This is a genomic window from Streptomyces sp. NPDC015661 (genome assembly GCF_043077765.1).
Taxonomy (GTDB): domain Bacteria; phylum Actinomycetota; class Actinomycetes; order Streptomycetales; family Streptomycetaceae; genus Streptomyces.
The window spans coordinates 328,930-346,151 of record NZ_JBIBST010000004.1; the positions used below are offsets into that span (position 1 = coordinate 328,930).

Sequence of the window (17,222 nt, forward strand, 5' to 3'; positions counted from 1 at the left end):
CGAGGGTGGCGGGGAGCGCAGGCGTGGGCTTGGGCCCGGCCCGGCGGGCAGTCGTGAAGGGGGCCCCGGGCCCAGCCATGCGCCCGGCCACGCGCCCGGCCACGCGCTCGGCCCGGAGGGCGGTCGGCAGCGTTGGGACGACGGGTTGATCGCTCGGCGGGCGGCCGAGCGGGCCGCCGCCGCCGTCGCCGAGGAGAAGCCGCGGGAGCCGCAGGAGGAGGACTCCCTGCCGCCCCTCGGCGGCAGCTACGGCGGGCCGCTGCGCCACCGCCTCGACGCCCTCCACGAGCTCGTCGGGCTCTCCCGTACCCGCGTCGAGAGCGAGGCCCTCGCCGAGGCCGGACGCGTCCTCGACGAGGCCGCGGCCCGTCAGCGGCTCTCCTCCCGGCACACCGTGATCGCCCTCGCCGGAGCCACCGGAAGCGGCAAGTCCACGCTCTTCAACGCCCTCGCCGGCGTGCCCGTCTCCGAGACCGGACTGCGCCGCCCCACCACCTCCGCGCCCATCGCGCTCAGCTGGTCCGAGGGCGCCGCGGGGCTGCTCGACCGGCTCGCGGTCCCCAGCAGGCTGCGCCGCCGCCCCCTCGCGGGCGGCGCCGGCGACACGGAGCTCCAGGGCCTCGTCCTGGTCGACCTGCCCGACCACGACTCGGCGGTCACCGCGCACCGCGACCAGGTCGACCGGGTCCTCGGCCTGGTCGACGCGGTGATCTGGGTCGTGGACCCCGAGAAGTACGCGGACGCCGCCCTCCACGAGCGCTACCTGCGGCCGCTCGCCGGGCACGCCGAGGTCACCTTCGTCGTCCTCAACCAGATCGACCGGCTCGGCACCGAGGCCGCCGACCTCGTCCTCGACGACCTGCGCCGCCTCCTCGACGAGGACGGCGTGGCGCTCGGCGAGCACGGCGAGCCCGGCGCGACCGTCCTGGCCGTCTCCGCGCTGACCGGCGAGGGCGTCCCCGAACTGCGCGAACTCGTCGCCCGGTTCGTCCAGGAACGCACCGCACCGGAACGCCGCATCGCCGCCGACGTCGACGCCGCCGCGGCCCGGCTGCGCCAGGCGTACGTCGCCGACGGGCGGGCCGGACTCGACGAACGCGCCCGGGACGCCTTCACGGACCGGCTCGCCGTCGCCGTCGGCGCGCAGGCCGCGGGCGAGGCCGCCGAACGGGTCTGGCGCCGGGGCGCCATCCGCGCCTGTGGCACCCCCTGGCTGCGGCTCTACCGCTGGTACGAGCGGCTGCGCGCGCACGGCTCCACCGACCCGCACCTCGCCCTGCCCGCAGAGGACGAACTGACGGCCCGCCAGCGCGTCGAGCAGGCCGTGCGGATCGTCGCCGACGAGGCCTCGCGGGGCCTCCCGGTGCCGTGGGCGCAGGCGGTGCGCGAGGCGGCGGCGCGCGGGGCCGCGGGGCTGCCGGAGGCCCTGGACGAGCTGACGGTCTCCATCGGGGACCCGGCGGCCCGGCCGCCCCGGCCCGCCTGGTGGCCGGCGGCCGTCCTGGCGCAGGCGGTCATGACGCTCCTGCAGATCTTCGGCGCCCTCTGGCTGGTGGCGCAGATCGTCGGCGTCGTCGAGCCCGGCCTGCTGCCGCCGGTCCTCGTGATGCTCGGCGGGATCATCGGCGGCCCGCTCGTCGAATGGGCCTGCGAGAGCGCGGTGAAGGGCCCGGCGCGCCGGTACGGGCAGGAGGCCGAACGCCGCCTGCGGGAGGCGACCGCGGCCTGCGGCCGGGCCAGGGTCCTCGACCCGGTGGCGGCGGAGCTGATGCGCTACCGGGAGGTCCGCGAGCAGTACGCGACGGTGGTCGGCTCACGGCCGTCGGCGGCGGCCCGGGTGGTGGGCGGCAGCCGCATGGGGACGACGCGGTTGGGAGCGACGAGGACGGGGGTACGGGGAAGGTAGCGGGCTCCCGGCGGACCCGGGTATCACCCCTCCGGGTGAGGGAGTTGTCCACAGAACCGGGCGCTTCCACAGGTGCGAGCGGGGTTCGGCGCATCGCCCCAGCATGGTCCCCACGGGGTGTCCACGCAGCAGGACACCGGGAGACTGGGGGCGGACCATGAACGACACGACCGTGACGCTCGTCGGCAACGTGGCGACGGCGGTGGAGTACCGGGAGACGGTGACCGGCGGGGTGGCCCGCTTCCGGTTCGCGGTGACCGCGCGTCGCTGGGACCGGGAGCGGGGCCTCTGGTCCGACGGGAACACCAGCTTCTACACGGTGTCGGCCTGGCGCTCGCTCGGCGCCAATCTCGCGGCCTCGGTCTCCGTCGGTGAACCGCTCGTGGTGCACGGCCGGTTGAAGGTCCGTGAGGAGGAGCGGGACGGGCAGCGCAAGACCTTCGTGGACGTCGACGCGGTGGCCGTGGGGCACGACCTGAGCCGGGGCACGGCGGCCTTCCGGCGCGCCCCGAGGACGGAGCGGGCGGAGGCCAAACCGCAGCCGGAGCAGGACCCGTGGACGGTGGCGGCGGAGGAGGGGACGACGGTGAATCCGCAGCTGGTAACCGTGTCCTGACCTTGCGTTGTGGAGATTTGTCGACCAACTCGCCCGGGTGATAACGATTCCGAGTCGGAATGGTTATCTGACCGTACGACAGGGCATCGGGTGGCTTCGCGTCCCTAGGATTCCCGGATACTCATGCGGCACGTGAGCCCATTGAGTCAGTGAGTTCTGCTGGCGTGCGCTCCCCCCACGCGAATCGACCAAGTTCGCGGAGCCGCTCGCCCGGAGGGGAATCCAATGTTTTCAGTTCGTGGGCGTGGCGTTGCCCGCCTGGCAGCCACGATCCTGGTCTCCGGCCTCGTCGCGACCGGCGCGATAGCGACCGCCGGTCCGGCGCTGGCCGATGACGGTGCCCCGGGCACCGGCGGTGTCACGGCGAAGTTCGGCGGCATGACCGACGACGCCGGCGCCGTCGAGATCACCGAGAAGGACGGCGAGAAGTGGCCGGTCAACGGTGGTCTGTTCAAGATGGAGGTCGAGGGCGGGGGCACCCTCTTCACCTACTGCATCGACCTCCGCACGGCGGCGCAGCGCGACTTCGACTACAAGGAAGTCGGCTGGGACGAGTCCTCCCTGCACAACAACGCCAACGCGGGCAAGATCCTCTGGATCCTTGAGCACGCCTACCCGAAGCTCTCCGCCGAGACCCTCGGTGGCACCGTGGGCGTCGACCTCTCCAAGCAGGAGGCCGCGGCCGGCACCCAGGCGGCGATCTGGACGCTCTCCGACAACGTCGTCGCGACGCCGAAGGACGAGGACGCCGAGAAGCTGAAGGAGTACCTGCTGGAGAAGGCGGTCGAGCTCAACGAGCCGACGGCCTCCCTGAGCCTCTCCCCGGCCACCGTGGCGGGCAAGGCCGGCGAGAAGCTCGGCCCCATCACCGTCACGACCAACGCCACCGCCAAGCTCGCGGCCGCCCCCGGCGCGCCCGCCGGCGTCCAGATCGTCGACGAGGCCGGCAAGCCGGTCACCGAGGCCAAGAACGGCGACAAGGTCTACTTCGACGTCCCGGCCGGCACCGCCGACGGCACCGCCGAGCTGACCGCCGAGGCCACCACCAAGGTCTCCCTCGGCCGCGCCTTCGTCTCCATCGACGGCCCCTCGCAGACCCTGATCCTGGCCGGCTCCAGCGACTCCACGGTCACCGCCAAGGCCTCCGCCACGTGGGCCAAGAAGGGTGCGGTCCCGTCCGTCTCGGTCGCCAAGGACTGCGCGAAGGGCGGCCTGGAGGTCATCGCCTCCAACAAGGGCGACGAGGCCTGGACCTTCGACCTGAAGGGCACCTCGTACACGGTCGCCGCCGGTGAGACGAAGACCATCGCGGTCCCGCTCGCCGAGGACGAGGCGTACAAGTTCACGATCACCGGCCCGAACGGCTTCGAGGAGACCTTCGAAGGCGTCCTGGACTGCAAGACGGCCACCCCCGGCCCGAAGCCGTCGGAGACCCCCTCCACGACCCCCTCGGCCACGCCTTCCACCCCGTCCACCACGGGCGGCACCACCGGTGACACCACGGGCACCACGACCGGTGGCGGCGACCTCGCCGAGACCGGCGGCTCCAGCGCCACCCCGATGATCGCCGGCATCGCCGCGGCGCTCGTCGTGATCGGCGGCGGCGCGGTGTTCTTCCTCCGCAAGAAGAAGACCGCCGGCCAGTAAGCCCGCATGGAGTGAGCGCCTGACCCCACGGAGTGATCCGCGTCACGCGCGCCCCACCCCATGACCCCGCACGACCCCGGACCGCACCCGCGCCCGGGGTCGTCGCACGTCCACGCCCCGAAACGCCCCCGTTCCGCCCCCGCCGCCCCCTCCGCGCCCCCGCCCGGCGTCTCACCGGTTTCCGCCTGAGGGTGGCGGTCAGGCAAGATGGGGTGTATCTGCCCACTCACTCTTTGCCGGACGGTTTCTCTTGGCTGAGTACATCTACACGATGCGCAAGGCGCGCAAGGCGCACGGCGACAAGGTCATCCTGGATGACGTGACGCTGAGCTTCCTGCCGGGCGCGAAGATCGGTGTGGTCGGCCCGAACGGTGCCGGTAAGTCCACCGTTCTGAAGATCATGGCGGGCCTGGAGCAGCCGTCCAACGGTGACGCGTTCCTGTCGCCCGGGTTCTCCGTCGGCATCCTCATGCAGGAGCCGAAGCTCGACGAGACCAAGACCGTCCTGGAGAACGTCGAGGACGGCGTCGCCGAGATCAAGGGCAAGCTCAACCGGTTCAACGCGATCGCCGAGGAGATGGCGACCAACTACACCGATGAGCTCATGGAGGAGATGGGCAAGCTCCAGGACGACCTGGACCACTCCAACGCCTGGGACCTCGACGCCCAGCTGGAGCAGGCCATGGACGCGCTGGGCTGCCCGCCCGGCGACTGGCCGGTGAACAACCTCTCCGGTGGCGAGAAGCGCCGTGTGGCGCTCTGCAAGCTGCTCCTGGAGGCCCCCGACCTGCTGCTCCTCGACGAGCCCACCAACCACCTCGACGCCGAGTCCGTGAACTGGCTGGAGCAGCACCTCGCCCAGTACAAGGGCACCGTCGTGGCCATCACCCACGACCGGTACTTCCTCGACAACGTCGCCGAGTGGATCCTGGAGCTCGACCGCGGTCGCGCCCACCCCTACGAGGGCAACTACTCCACCTACCTGACCAAGAAGTCCGAGCGACTCAAGGTCGAGGGCCAGAAGGACGCCAAGCGCGCCAAGCGGCTCAAGGAAGAGCTGGAGTGGGTGCGGTCGAACGCCAAGGGGCGTCAGGCCAAGTCCAAGGCCCGTCTCGCCCGCTACGAGGAGATGGCGGCCGAGGCCGACAAGATGCGGAAGCTGGACTTCGAGGAGATCCAGATCCCGCCGGGCCCCCGCCTGGGCTCCATCGTCGTCGAGGTCGAGAACCTCTCCAAGGCCTTCGGCGACAAGGTCCTGATCGACGACCTGAGCTTCACGCTGCCGCGTAACGGCATCGTCGGCGTCATCGGCCCGAACGGCGCCGGCAAGACCACGCTCTTCAAGATGCTCCAGGGTCTGGAGACCCCGGACTCCGGCTCCGTCAAGGTCGGCGAGACCGTCAAGATCTCGTACGTCGACCAGAGCCGCGCCAACATCGACCCGAAGAAGACGCTGTGGGCCGTCGTCTCCGACGAGCTCGACTACATCAACGTCGGTCACGTCGAGATGCCGTCCCGTGCCTATGTGTCGGCCTTCGGCTTCAAGGGTCCGGACCAGCAGAAGCCGGCCGGTGTGCTCTCCGGTGGTGAGCGCAACCGTCTGAACCTCGCGCTCACCCTCAAGCAGGGCGGCAACCTGCTGCTCCTCGACGAGCCCACCAACGACCTCGACGTCGAGACCCTGTCCTCCCTGGAGAACGCGCTCCTCGAGTTCCCGGGTGCGGCCGTGGTCATCTCCCACGACCGCTGGTTCCTCGACCGAGTCGCCACGCACATCCTGGCGTACGAGGGCGACTCGAAGTGGTTCTGGTTCGAGGGCAACTTCGAGTCGTACGAGAAGAACAAGATCGAGCGCCTCGGCCCGGACGCGGCCCGTCCGCACCGTGCCACCTACAAGAAGCTGACCCGAGGCTGAGGTCAGTGACCAGGCACATCTACAGCTGTCCTCTGCGCTGGTCGGACATGGACGCCTTCGGGCACGTCAACAACGTCGTCTTCCTGCGGTACCTGGAAGAGGCGCGGATCGACTTCATGTTCCGGCTGGCGCCGGGGGACGGTTCCCCCTCGTTCTCCGGCGGGTCCGTCGTGGCCCGGCACGAGATCGACTACAAGCGACCGCTGGTCCACCGGCACGAGCCGGTGACCATCGAGTCGTGGGTCACGAAGATAGGCGCGGCGTCACTGACGATCGCGTACGAGGTCAAGGACGCCGACGTCGTGTACGTCCGGGCGTCCACGGTCGTCGTGCCCTTCGACCTGGAGGCACAGCGTCCCCGGCGGATCTCCGCCGAGGAGCGCGAGTTCCTCCAGGAGTACGTCGACGACGGGATGTCGTCCGCCGCATGACCGTGCTCGCTCCGCTGCACTTCGCCGACCCCAGGGAGGCGGCGGCACTCGCCGCCTTCCTGGGCCGGCTGGTGCACTACGACCGCGCCGCCGCCGTCCGCCTCCAGGCCGCCGGCGGGGCGCTGGCCGTCTTCGGGCGGCCGCCGTCGTTCGAAGTGCTCGCGATCCGCACGGCCCGCCTCGTCGACGCCGTCGAGCTCGACGTCACCGTCTCCGCCGGTGAACTCCTCGAAGGCATCGAGGAGTCGGCCGGCAAGGCGGTCGTCCCGGACTCGGTGACCGGCCCGCCGTGGGCCGGGGTCCTCCCGCCGCGCGGCGGCTGGGAGCCGGTCCCCGGTGTCCCCGACGCCGCCGGGATGCGGGGCGCCGTCGCGGCCGCCGTCCGTGAGTTCCGCGCGCGCGACGAGGAGCTCCCGGAGGAGCGGCGCACCCGGGCCGAGCGCGATGCCATCGGCCGTGAGATCTGGTCCCGGACCCTCGGCGCCACCGGGCTCCCGCTGCGCGCCGTGCACGCCGCCCAGTCCCTCGGCTTCCTGCCGCCGGGAGACGCGCCGGGGCAGGCGCAGGCGCCGGTCGCGCTCTTCGCCTCCGGGCCGTGGCTGCGGCTGCGTACCCCGTACGGCTCGATCGCGCTGCGCACCGGATCCTCGATCTCCCTCGGTGTCGCCCCCCGATGAGCGACGCCGACGTCGACGTCCGGGTCGACGCGCCCCTCTCCGGCGAGGAGCTCAACGCCCTCTTCCACGCCGCCTGGCCCGGGCACCGGGACACCGACTTCGGGCCCGTCCTCGCCCGGAGTCTCCTCCGCGTCACCGCCCGCCGCGCCGGGCGGCTCGTCGGGTACGTGAACGTCGTCGGCGACGGCGGCGTCCACGCCTTCCTCCTCGACACCACCGTCCACCCCGACGAGCGCCGCCGGGGTCTCGGCGTCACCCTCGTACGGGCCGCGGCCGAGGCCGCCCGCGAGCGCGGCGCGCACTGGCTGCACGTGGACCACGAGCCGCACCTCACCGCCTTCCACGAGCGGTGCGGCTTCCGGCCCACGGCGGCCGGGCTCATGGCGCTCGACGGCCCCACCGGCTGAACCGCCGCGCCCCCGCGGTGGCGGCGGCCAGCAGGATCACGGCGAGGACCGCCTGCGGCCACGGCGAGGTGGAACCCTCCAGGGCCGGGGCCACCCGCCGCCGCGGATCGTAGGCGACGCGGACCTCCCCGCCGTCCGGGGCGGCCCGGTGGTCCTCCGTGAGGGTCGACGGATAGCCGCCGGGGCAGCGGAGGGTGTGGTGGTACAGCACCCTCGTGGCGCCGCCCTCGCCGACCGAGGACTGCTCCTCCTCGCGGACCTTCACGACGACGCAGCCGGCGACCGCCTCACGCGTGGCGGCCCGGTCGGCGGCGGCCACGGTGAGCAGCAGCGCGCCGACCAGCGCGAGCGCGCCGAAGAAGCCCATGACGCCGTCGACGAGCAGGAAGTACGCCACGCCCGCGGCCAGGACGGCCGCCCCGCCGACCGAGACCGCGACGGTGGTGGACGGCGAGGAGGCGCCACCGAAGCACCAGGCCGACCATGCGTACACGGCTACCGCGCAGATGGCGGGCAGGGCAGCGGTTACCCAACTCCCCACGCCCGCTGCCGACTTCGCGGATGAATCCGCCGCCGATTCCGCCGACGATTCCGCCGCTGATTCCGCGGATGACTTCGCCGATGACTCCGCCGCCGATTCCGCGGATGAATCCGCCGCCGATTCCGCCGCCGATTCCGCCGACGACTCCGCGGACGACTCCGCCGATGACTCCGCCGACGGTTCCGTCGATGACATGGACATCACCCCCGGATGAGGGACGCCCGGTCGCCGGGGACGGTTTCCTCAGCCCTCCGCGTCGTCCGGCCAGACCCCGATGTGGTCCTGCTCCAGCTCCAGGGCCACCCGGTGCTCCATGCCGAGCGCCTGCGTGTACTCCGCCGGGAGCTGGAGCCGGCCCGCGCGGTCGAGCATCGCGTACTCCCGCGCCACCAGCGACTCCTGTCCCTGTTCGTCGACCTCCGTGCGGCGCAGGACCTCCGAGGAGGTGCGGCCGTCACGGATGGCGACCGTGCGGCGCACCTCGGAGGCGACCGCCTGGTCGTGGGTGACGATCACGATCGTCGTGCCCAGCTCCTCGTTGGCGCGGCGGAAGGCCGCGAAGACCTGCTCGCCGGTGGCCGAGTCCAGCTCGCCGGTGGGCTCGTCGGCGAGGAGCACGGCCGGGTTGTTGGCGAGGGCGACCGCGATGGCCACCCGCTGCTGCTGGCCGCCGGAGAGCTGGTGCGGGCGCCGGTCCCGGATCTCCGAGATGCCCAGCATGGCGAGCAGCTCCTCGGCCCGCTCCGTCTTCTGCTGGGAGCGGCCCCGCAACTGCATGGGCAGCGCCACGTTCTGGGCGGCCGTCAGATACGGCAGGAGGTTCCGGGCGGTCTGCTGCCAGACGAAGCCGACGACCTCGCGGCGGTAGCGCAGCCGCGCCTTGCCGTCCATGCCGAGCAGGTCGCAGCCGGCGACCCGGGCCGCGCCGGCGGTCGGCACGTCCAGGCCCGCCAGGATGTTCATCAGCGTCGACTTGCCGGAACCCGAGGCGCCGACCAGGGCCATCAGCTCGCCCTCCTTCACGAGGAGGTCGAGCCCCTGGAGCGCCTGCACCTCCACCCCGTCCGTGGTGAAGATGCGGACGAGGCGGTCGCAGGCGATGAGCGCGTCATGACCGTACGAGGGCCGGTCGCGGTGCGCCGTGGCCCGCCGCTCCAGCTCTTCCAGGGTCGTGTCGGACAAGGCCGTGTCGGTCTTCGTCATCGTGCGTCTCCTGCCCTGAGTTCCTTGATCGAGCCCCTGCGTCCCGCCCACCACGCCTGTCCGACCGCCGCGAGCCCCGTCAGGACGACGACGGCGAGGGAGGGCAGCACGAGCGACCACGGGTCCGCCCGCAGCGGGGCGCTGTCCAGCGGGGCGAAGCCCGGTTCCGCCCCGAGCGCCAGCCGGAACAGGTCGATGCCCGGGGCGAGCAGCGGCACCGTGGCCCAGCCGACCAGGATGCCGCCGAGCGCGGCGAGCACCGCCTGCGGCAGCGCTTCCAGGGCGAGGAGCCGGCGTCCCTGCCTCCGGGTGAGGCCCATGGTCCGCAGCCGTGCGAGGAGCGTGTTCCGCTCGGGCGCGCTCTGCATGAGGGAGAGCAGCACCGCCACCACGGCGAAGGCGGCGCCCGCGCCGATCGCGCCCAGGTAGATCCGCTCGGCACCGGACTGGAGGGGGGAGTCCACGTACGTGGCCCGCTCCTCCGTCCGCAGTGTCACCGCGAGGGAGTCCGACTTCGCCTTCACGGCGGCGCGCAGCGCGCTGCCGTCCACGGCCCCCGTGACGAGCAGCGAGGTGTCCCCCCGGTGGGTGAGGTCGGCGCCGTTGACGAGGAGGAAGTCGGCGTCGTCGAGGGCCGGGGTGGTGGAGCGGACCGCGACCACCTTCACGCGGAAGACCCCGGCCGCCGAGATGATGTCCTGCGGGGCGCTGCCGAGCCGTTCGGCGACCTTCGGCGAGGCGATCGCGGGCAGCACCCGCTGGGTGTCGCCCACGGAGCCCTCGCCGCCCTTCCCCGTCGAGGCGAGCAGCCCGGCGGGGAAGGGGCCGAAGCCGGTCCGGTCCGCGAGCCGGGTGTACGAGGCGGGCTCGACGCCCACGATCGGCGCGCTCATCGCCTCCGCGGTGGTCCCCTCGTGGGACGGCAGGTCGACCCCGTACTCGATCTGCACGGGCGCCAGGTCCCGTACCCCCTTCACACCGCGCACCGACTCGGCGAGACCGGCGGGCAGCGGGGTCCACTCGATCGGGCTGCCGATCCGGGCGTCCGCGCCGGTCGCCAGGAGCGCCGCCCGGTCGCGGGCGTCGGCGACGCCCGCGAGGACGGAGCCGCCGAAGGCCGCCGTGGTCAGCGCGAGGACGAGGGCGAGCAGCGGGAGGGTGCCGGAGGAGGAGGCGCGCCCGGCGCGGGCGAGGGCCAGCGGTCCGACGGCCCCGCGGAGCCGGCGGGCCGGGCGGCCGAGCCAGCGCAGCGGCAGCGGGTAGATCCGTACGAGGACGGAGGCGGCGATCAGGCCGACGAGCACGGGCGCGGCGCTCACCAGATGGTCGCCGGAGTCGCCGGTGCCGCGCAGTCGCAGCGAGGCGACGGCGCCCACGGCGAGGACGAGCAGGGTGAGTTCGAAGACCGTGCGGCGCCGGGAGGGGCGCGCGGTGAGCACGTCGTCGCGTCCGCCGTGCAGGCGGGGGCGCCGGTGGCGGACGACGGCGCGGACGGGCAGCACGAGCGACGCGATCAGGGCGACGACGGCGGCGGCGAGGACGGAGGGGGCGAGGGGGATCCCGCCGGACCCTCCGTCGGGCGGCCGGACGGTCGCCACGGCGAGGCCGAGGGCGAGCGCGGCGGCCGGTACGGCGACGGCCGAGGTCTCGCCGAGCAGCCGCAGGCCGATGCCGGTGAGCGAGGCGCCGCGGGAGCGGAGCAGGGCGAGTTCGCTGTCGCGGCGGGCGACGAAGAGGCCGCCGGTCATCGCGAGGACGACTGCGGCGACCGCGCCGATCCCGAAGACGGCGACGGCCACGACCGGGTTGATGGCCTCGCGCATCGAGCGGTACGAGTCGACGATCGCGTCGAGCTCGGTCGTGAGGGCGGCGTTGCCCTTGACGGCCCTGCGCATGCTGACGAGGTCGGGGCCGCCGGACGTCGAGTCGAGGGCGGCTTCGAGCCGGTCGACGTCCCGCCCGGTGAGGTGGCCGGCGTCCGGCATGAACCGGAAGAAGACCTCCACGTCGTTCGTGGTGGAGTGCGCGGCGGGCGCGGAGGTGGGGGAGAGGAGCAGCGCCGCCTGCCAGTAGTACTTCACCTCGTCGCCGACCATCGGGGCGAGGGCCGGGGTGCGCAGCAGTTGCTCGACGGCCCAGTAGGGGGACTGGGGGGCGCGGGGCTCGATGATCCCGGTGACGGTCACGGCGACCGGGTCCGGGCTGAGCTCGCTCGCCAGGTGCACCACGGAGCCGGGCTTCAGGTTCAGGGACCTGGCCGTCTCCGCGGTGACGACGGCTTCGGGGGCGTCGGCCGTCCCCGCGGCCGGCCGGCCCTTCTTCAGCGTCGAGTGTTCGGTGAGGCCGGACGGAGAGGCGAGCGCGAACTCGGGCGGAAGCCCGTCGGGCCGGGGCAGCCACGGGTCGGTTCCGGTGACCCGCTTGACCGTGCGGACGCCGTGGACGGTCTGCTCCGGGTCGGTCAGGATCGGCGCCGGGAACAGGGACCGCACCGCGTCGCGCTTTCCCTGGAGGACGGCGGGGGTCAGTCCGGCACCTCGCTCGGACACGGGGATCGGGTAGGTCAGTTCGAGGACGGAGCTGCGGGGTGCGGCGGTCCGGATGTCGTGCCGCAGACCCTCCGTCTCGTACCGGTCGACGGCGCGCGGCAGCGCCGCCGCCAGGTACGCGGTGACCAGGACGAGTAGGGCGAGGGCGGCGGCGGCCCAGGGCGCGGTCCGCAGCCGGGTCCGCACCCAGGGCGCCACCGCGCGGGCGGGCTTGTCGGACCGGGACCGGGGCATGTCGGGGGCCTTCCTGCGTACGGCGTGCGGGTCGGTTCCGCCGTCGTGGCTGTCGCTGTACGGGGCCGTCGGCGGCATCAGTTGTCCCCCTGGTGGCGCAGGGTCACGGCCGGGTCGGCGCGGCGCAGGGCGATCGCGGCGACGATGGCGAGCGGCAGGGCGGCGACGCCGGCGAGCAGCAGCGCCACCTGGCCGAGGGGCAGTTCGACGAGGACCGGCGGGACGGGCCGGGCGGCCTGGCCGGTGAGGACGACGAGCGGGACGACGGCCCGGGCCAGGACGGTGCCGAGGCCGATGCCGACGAGCAGGCCGATGCCGATGAGCAGCCCCTGTTCGGCGGCGACGAGCCGGGCGAGCTTGCGGCGCGGCGCGCCGAGCGCCCGCAGCACGCCGAACTCGGCGGACCGTTCCCGCATGGCGCCGGCCGAGCCGACCGCGAAGCCGACGGCGGCGAGCGCGGCGGCGGCCGCGGCGACCGCCATCAGGGCGGCGTTGGGGCCGGCGCCGAGCGGGTCGCCGAGGAGTTCGGCGGCGACCTCGTCCCGTACGAGGACCTGGGCCGGGTCGGTGTCGGCGCGGGAGCGCAGGGCCGCGGCGACCTCGTCCGCCTTCCCGGGGGCGGTGGTCAGCCACCACTCGCTGGGCGGCAGGGTCGCGAGCCCGTCGGAGTCGGCGGCCAGGAACCTGTTGACCGAGGCCAGGTCGAGGAGGATCGTGCCGCCGTTCTCGGGGGTGGCGACGGCGGAGGCGAGGGAGGCGGTCCCCGCGCCCGATCCGGTGGTCGGCAGCTCCTTGACCACCTGGTCGACGGTGACGTCGATCTGCCGGCCGGCGATGCCGACCTGGATCAGGTCGCCGGCCTTGGCGCCCGCCGCCGTCATGAAGGTCTCGGTGGCCACGGCCGTGAGCTGCTTGGGGGCCTTCGGGGCGGGGGAGTTCATCCGCAGCGTGAACTCCGGAGTCTCCGAGAAGCCGCCGATCCTCGCGCCGATGACGGGGAAGGAGAGGGAGTACGGGGCCGGGCGGCCGCCGGGACCGGCGGCCCCGGCGCGGGCGATCGCGCTGCCGTCGGTCGTGCCGCCCCCGGGCATGGTCTGCTCGAACGCGGAGGCCCAGCGGCCGAGGACCTGCGCGGGGGAGTGCGTCTTGGTGCCGCTCGTTCCGGCGGTCGTGAAGGCCTCGACGTGGAGGGTCTGCGTGCCCTTCGCGCCGTCGACGATCGAGCCGGTGAGCTCCAGGCCGGTGAGGGTGAGGAGACCGCCGGTGCCGGCGCCCTCGGCACCGGGCACGGTGGCCTCGGCGCCCAGGTCGAGGCTCAGCCGGTGCGTGCGGCCGTCGGAGGGCAGCCGTCCCAGGTCCCGGCGGTACGGGACGCCGTCCGGGTCCTCCAGGACGGCGCCGACCCGGGTCTCGGGCGTGCCGGGGGGCGTGGAGGTCCGCAGGTCGACCGTGAGCGTGCGGGTTCCGCCGGGCAGCGGGAGACCCGGCCGGGTGGCGCCCGTGGGGGTCAGCGGGGCGAGCAGGGCCGGGGCCGGGACGTCGGCGAGGTCGGAGCGGAGGAGGAGCCCGCCCGCGTTGCGGGTGTCCACCGCGAGGACGGTGGCGTTCTTCCCGGCCACGTCCAGGGAGGTGCGGTGCACCGGGGTCACGGTCCTGACGCCCGGCACGGTGGCGAGGCGCTGGGTCTGCGTCGGCTCGCCGGGGCCGGCGCCGAGGACACGGACGTCCGTGCCGACCCGGAAGTCGGCCTGGTCGCGCTGCGAGCGCTCCCAGGAGCCGCTCTGCCCGATGGCCAGCATGCCCATCGCCACGGCGAGGACGAGGAGGAGGACGGGACCCGCGCCGCGCAGCGGACGGCGGCTGAACTGCCAGCCCGCGAGGGCGGCGGAGAGCCCGCGCCCGCCGGCCGCGCGCCGCTCGGCCAGCTTGGCGGCGGGCGGCAGCAGACGCAGCGTCAGGACGGTGCCGGCGAGCAGGGCGAGGGCCGGCGCGGCGACGAGCACCGGGTCGACGGAGCCGCCGCCGGCCTCGTCCGCGCCGAGGGTGCCGCCCGCGGCGGCCGGCCGCTGGAGCTGCCAGTACGCGACGGCGGCGATCGCGAGGAGGCCGAGGTCGGCCCCGGCCCGTACCGGAGCGGGCAGCGCCGCCGAGCGGGCCTTGCGCAGCGAGACGACGGAGCCGTCCCCGGCGGCGAGCGCGGGGGCCACGACGGCCGCCGCGCAGCACAGCGCGACCGCGGCGGCGACCAGCCACACCTGCGGCGAGGGCGAGGTGTCGAGGTGCACCCCGAGCTCGGAGAGCGCGGACCGCTCGGCGAAGAGCCGGGTCAGCGGGCCGGAGAGCAGCGGGGCGACGAGCGCGGCGGGCAGGGCGAGCAGCAGGGCCTCGGCGGCGGCGAGCCCCGCGATCCGGCGCCGCGAACCGCCGCGGGCCCGCAGCAGGGCGGTCTCGCCGGACCGCTCGGTGCTGAGCAGCCGGGCGACGAGCAGCAGGGCGTACGCGGCGAGCAGCACCAGCTGGACGGCGACGATCAGCAGGGTGGAGCGGGAGACGAGCAGGGCCCGCTCGGTCTGGTCCAGGGCGGTGGGGAGCGCGGTCGACACGGAGACCGTCGTCCCGAAGGCGTCCGTGGACGCGGCCAGCTTCTTGGGGCCCTCGGTCGCCGTGGCGTGCAGGGCGTCCATCCGGTCCGTGGTGAAGCCGGTGAAGTCGGCGGTGCCGAGCCAGGAGACGTCGCCGGTGCTCAGCGCCCCGGAGCCGAGGACGGCCGGGTCGACGAGCAGCGGCCCGTACGTCGTGAACGCGACGGTCCGCACGCCGCGCCCGCCCGCCGGGTCCAGCTGCCAGTACAGGTCGGCGGTGTCGACGGGCTTGTAGACGCCGGTGATCCGGGCCTTCACCTTGCGGTTCACGAGCCGGTCGGTGAGGTCGAGCACGGTGCCGGGGCCGACCTTGAGCCGCCGGGCGGCCTCCTCGGGCAGTGCCGTCTCCACCACGCCCCCGGCCCGGGCGGGCGAGGGCCAGGAGCCCTTGACGAGCGAGAGCCGCGAGCGGTCGAGGGCGGCGAACTGTGTCAGGTCGGGGTCGCCCTTGCGGGCGGCGGGCGGCTGGAGGCTCCGGGGCAGCGCGTACGGCCCCGAGCGTTCGAGCCGCCGTACGGTCACCGGCAGCCCGTCGTAGGTCCTCCGCATGCCGTCCTCGACGGCGGCCTCGGCACTGGCCCGCTTCCCGGCCGGTACCTGGCCGCTGACGAGCAGCGAGGCGGCGGCCGCGGACCGGCCCCGCAGCCCCGCCTGGAGCGCGGCGTCGCCGATCGCGCTCGAGAAGGCGGAGAGGGTGGCGAGCACCGAGGTCGTCAGGAGCACGGCGAGCAGTGCCGCGGCGAGCAGCAGCCGGTGTGCCCTGACGCGCAGAAATACGAACCCCGTCACCCATCCCCCTGGATCCGCTGAAGTTTCCTCGGATGCTTTCAGAGGGCACACGTCGCTGGTAACCGCTTGCACACGGACCTTGATGCGATCGTGACCGTTATTCGGCGTTCCGTGTCCGGAACGTTTCAATCCGTGGAGGTGGGGCCTTCGCTAGCCGGCGCTGTTCACCATCGAGGCCGCCGCGTAGGTCAGATAGCGCCACAGCTCCTTCTCGTGCTCCTCGGCGAGACCGAGGGAGTCGAGGGCGTCGCGCATGTGACGGAGCCAGGCGTCGTGGGCCGCCTGGTCCACGGTGAACGGGGCGTGGCGCATCCGGAGGCGGGGGTGGCCACGGTGGTCGCTGTACGTGCGGGGGCCGCCCCAGTACTGCATCAGGAAGAGGGCGAGGCGCTCCTCGGCCGGGCCGAGGTCCTCCTCGGGGTACATCGGGCGCAGCAGCGGGTCCGCCGCGACGCCCTCGTAGAAGCGGTGGACCAGGCGGCGGAACGTCTCCTCGCCGCCGACCTGCTCGTAGAAGGTCTGCTCCTGCACTGTTTCCCCGGGAATCTCGTTCACCGTTCCATCGTCTCAGATGCCCCGACGGAGGACCGGAGGCTTAGGACCACCCGCCAACCACCCGCCAAGCACCTGCGGACCACCCGCGGACCACCCGCACGGGCGGTCGCCCGCGGCCCGGCGGGGCGGGAGAGTGGGGGCATGGGTGCGCTGCGGGACGAGTTCGCCGAGGCCGGGGCGTGGCACCGGCACGCGCTCGTGCGGGAGCTGGAGGCGGACGGCCTGCTGACCGACCCCGCCTGGCGGGCCGCCTTCGCCGAGGTGCCGCGCCATCTCTTCGTCCCCTACTACTTCGTCTCCGGACGCGGCGGTTACGAGCGGCTCTGGGCCGGCGACCCCGAGCCGGAGCGGCGGGACCGGTGGCTGCGCGGGGCCTACGCCGACACGGCGATCGCCACCCGGGTACGGGACGGGGACCTGGTCTCCTCCGCCAGCCAGCCCTCCCTGATGGCGCTGATGCTCGACGCCCTGGACGTCCGCGACGGGAACGACGTCCTGGAGATCGGCGCGGGCAGCGGCTACCACGCGGCCCTGCTCTGCCACCGGCTCGGCGAGGAGCACGTCACCACCGTCGACCTCGACGAGGAGATCGCCGAGTCCGCCCGCACCCATCTCGCCACCGCCGGATACCGGCCCGCGGTGCTCGCCGCCGACGGCGCCCGGGGCTGCCCCGAGCACGCCCCGTACGACCGGATCGTGGCGACCTGCGAGGTGCCCGCCGTCCCGTATCCGTGGCTCGCCCAGTGCCGGCCCGGCGCGCTCGTCCTCGCCCCGCTCTCCACCGGGCTGATCCTGCTGCGGGTGCGCGACGCCACGCACGCCGAGGGACGCTTCCTCGAGACCTCCGCGTACTTCGTGGCGCTGCGGGGCGTCGCCGCCGAGGCCGCGGCGCCGGCCGTCCCGCGCCACGGACCCGCCGGGGACGAGCGTTTCCTCTTCCTGTGGGGTCTGGTCGGCGGAAGGCTCGACAGACGCGAAGCGCTCTCGCTCTGGCTGCGCGAGCGGCGGCCGGAGCGGGAGCGCTTCGGGGTGACGGTCAGCGGCGACCGGCAGTGGGCCTGGCTGGACGACCCGGCGGGGCCGTACGCCTGGCCCCTGCGCTGAGGCCTC

14 protein-coding genes are annotated in these 17,222 nt (G+C 74.0%); 9 read left to right on the forward strand and 5 right to left on the reverse strand.

Features of this window, described 5'->3' with window-relative positions; translation table 11 throughout:
* Nucleotides 1-145 precede the first annotated feature (145 nt).
* The 7 genes from ACF07V_RS13395 to ACF07V_RS13425 all read left to right on the forward strand — a co-directional run bounded on the left by ACF07V_RS13395 (nt 146) and on the right by ACF07V_RS13425 (nt 7,599).
* Nucleotides 146-1,906: a GTPase gene (locus ACF07V_RS13395; protein WP_392153843.1), complete on the forward strand. Its 1,761-nt coding sequence runs from the start codon at nt 146-148 to the stop codon at nt 1,904-1,906.
* Nucleotides 1,907-2,063: 157 nt separating this feature from the next.
* A complete protein-coding gene (locus ACF07V_RS13400) occupies nt 2,064-2,522 on the forward strand; it encodes a single-stranded DNA-binding protein (RefSeq protein ID WP_392153844.1) in 459 nt (152 codons plus the stop codon).
* A gap of 225 nt (nt 2,523-2,747) precedes the next feature.
* A complete protein-coding gene (locus ACF07V_RS13405; RefSeq protein ID WP_392153846.1) occupies nt 2,748-4,169 on the forward strand; it encodes an LAETG motif-containing sortase-dependent surface protein in 1,422 nt (473 codons plus the stop codon).
* A gap of 250 nt (nt 4,170-4,419) precedes the next feature.
* Nucleotides 4,420-6,084, forward strand: coding sequence for an energy-dependent translational throttle protein EttA (gene ettA / locus ACF07V_RS13410; RefSeq protein ID WP_392153848.1), 1,665 nt, complete (start codon nt 4,420-4,422; stop codon nt 6,082-6,084).
* Between the two features lie 5 nt (nt 6,085-6,089).
* The gene (locus ACF07V_RS13415; RefSeq protein WP_392153850.1) at nt 6,090-6,515 is read left to right on the forward strand and encodes an acyl-CoA thioesterase; all 426 of its coding nucleotides are present in this window, start codon (nt 6,090-6,092) and stop codon (nt 6,513-6,515) included.
* A complete protein-coding gene (locus ACF07V_RS13420; RefSeq protein WP_392153852.1) occupies nt 6,512-7,192 on the forward strand; it encodes a hypothetical protein in 681 nt (226 codons plus the stop codon). Before ACF07V_RS13415 ends, ACF07V_RS13420 begins: the two co-directional genes overlap by 4 nt.
* Nucleotides 7,189-7,599, forward strand: a complete 411-nt coding sequence (locus ACF07V_RS13425) for a GNAT family N-acetyltransferase (protein ID WP_392153854.1) — start codon at nt 7,189-7,191, stop codon at nt 7,597-7,599. The genes ACF07V_RS13420 and ACF07V_RS13425 overlap by 4 nt, the downstream gene beginning before the upstream one ends.
* Here ACF07V_RS13425 and ACF07V_RS13430 read toward each other — a convergent pair.
* Nucleotides 7,571-8,092, reverse strand: a complete 522-nt coding sequence (locus ACF07V_RS13430) for a hypothetical protein (RefSeq protein WP_392153856.1) — start codon at nt 8,090-8,092, stop codon at nt 7,571-7,573. The genes ACF07V_RS13425 and ACF07V_RS13430 overlap by 29 nt on opposite strands.
* A gap of 13 nt (nt 8,093-8,105) precedes the next feature.
* Between ACF07V_RS13430 and ACF07V_RS13435 the strand changes: the two genes are divergently transcribed.
* A complete protein-coding gene (locus ACF07V_RS13435) occupies nt 8,106-8,354 on the forward strand; it encodes a hypothetical protein (RefSeq protein ID WP_392153858.1) in 249 nt (82 codons plus the stop codon).
* A 29-nt stretch (nt 8,355-8,383) separates the two neighbouring features.
* Here the strand turns inward: ACF07V_RS13435 and ACF07V_RS13440 are convergent, their stop codons facing one another.
* The 4 genes from ACF07V_RS13440 to ACF07V_RS13455 form a co-directional block, all read right to left on the reverse strand.
* A complete protein-coding gene (locus ACF07V_RS13440; protein WP_392153860.1) occupies nt 8,384-9,343 on the reverse strand; it encodes an ABC transporter ATP-binding protein in 960 nt (319 codons plus the stop codon).
* On the reverse strand, nt 9,340-12,126 hold the full coding sequence (locus tag ACF07V_RS13445) for an FtsX-like permease family protein (protein WP_392154195.1): 2,787 nt from the start codon (nt 12,124-12,126) through the stop codon (nt 9,340-9,342). Before ACF07V_RS13445 ends, ACF07V_RS13440 begins: the two co-directional genes overlap by 4 nt.
* A gap of 77 nt (nt 12,127-12,203) precedes the next feature.
* Complete coding sequence (locus ACF07V_RS13450; protein ID WP_392153862.1) at nt 12,204-15,557, reverse strand: FtsX-like permease family protein; 3,354 nt, start codon at nt 15,555-15,557, stop codon at nt 12,204-12,206.
* A 150-nt stretch (nt 15,558-15,707) separates the two neighbouring features.
* A complete protein-coding gene (locus ACF07V_RS13455; RefSeq protein WP_392153863.1) occupies nt 15,708-16,112 on the reverse strand; it encodes a globin in 405 nt (134 codons plus the stop codon).
* Between the two features lie 141 nt (nt 16,113-16,253).
* On the opposite strand from ACF07V_RS13455, the gene ACF07V_RS13460 reads away from it, so the two are divergent.
* Nucleotides 16,254-17,216: a methyltransferase domain-containing protein gene (locus ACF07V_RS13460; RefSeq protein ID WP_392153864.1), complete on the forward strand. Its 963-nt coding sequence runs from the start codon at nt 16,254-16,256 to the stop codon at nt 17,214-17,216.
* The last annotated feature ends 6 nt before the right edge of the window (nt 17,217-17,222 follow it).